Source organism: Paenibacillus sp. OSY-SE, assembly GCF_000283315.1.
GTDB classification, from domain to species: domain Bacteria; phylum Bacillota; class Bacilli; order Paenibacillales; family Paenibacillaceae; genus Paenibacillus_B; species Paenibacillus_B profundus.
Genome location: NZ_ALKF01000035.1, coordinates 1 through 995, shown reverse-complemented (window position 1 = coordinate 995; position 995 = coordinate 1). Strand labels below are relative to the sequence as shown.

Here is a 995-nt window from a genome sequence, read left to right as displayed (position 1 = left end):
GGTCGCCTCCGGCGGCTAAAGGGCTAGCCCTTTAGAATCCGCTATTTCCCTCGCCGGGTGGCAGCCCTCCAGACGAGTCTGGAGGGGCAAATAAGGGTCGGCACGTTGAATCGCTCGTAAAGGGTTCGCTAAAGCCGCTTTGCGCCCTTGACGGCTTCCTACGACGCTCTTGATGCCCCTCCTTGCTCTTGTAGCTTTTGAACATACGGAAAGGAGCCGTGCGGCTTGCAACGGCTCCCTAAGGGCTTAATCTATGCACCTGATACACAAAAAAGAGGGGCCGTTTGATTGCAACGGCCCCTCTTTTTAATCACATATTTAGTTCCAACCGTGGTTAGAAGGTGAAAGAGTTGTAAATGATCCAACGCTAGTTATGGGTACTACAATACTAACAAGAGCGAATACCATCATCGCAGATATTATTGCCTTCTTCATGCTTCAACAGCTCCTTACAAAGGTTTTGATACTGCTCTATTTGCTCACTTGAAGCATACTGCCGGTAGACTTCAAATAGTACAACAAACTTTTTGAAGTCTGCGTCATTAATCTTATTATAAGATGTTAAAAACAGTAAACTGAGCTGTACACAATCTTGATACCTTTGATGTTTAGCATAGTAAACAGCCCGATGATACAAGAATCTGAAATAGTGAGTTCTATTGGTAGCGTCTTCAAGATTTCCAAAATCCTCAATTTTTTCTGAGAACTTTTCAAGTAGATCATCTACATTAACCGAATGAAGTGAAGCAGTCTCCATGATCGTGACGAGGCCGGGTAATAACTCTTCCGGATTATCTTCTAAAAATTGAACATACTCAGGTAACACGTTCAATTTTCCAGATAGCAAATCATTAGTATACTGATTTGCTTTAGCAAAAAATTTGAATCGTCCGACTTCTTCCCAGCCGTTTTTGTCCAACCCCGAAAACCTGCCCAATTCCGAATACTTCAAAATGTATTCTTTGGCCTGATCGTAAAAGCCGAGTTTTTGAAGC

The 995-nt window shown here is 43.1% G+C and carries 1 protein-coding gene; it reads right to left on the bottom strand.

Annotated elements, in window-relative coordinates; genetic code table 11:
* Positions 1-388: 388 nt before the first annotated feature.
* A partial coding sequence (locus A372_RS32605) for a hypothetical protein (protein WP_019418901.1) occupies positions 389-995 on the bottom strand: 607 nt, incomplete at its 5' end.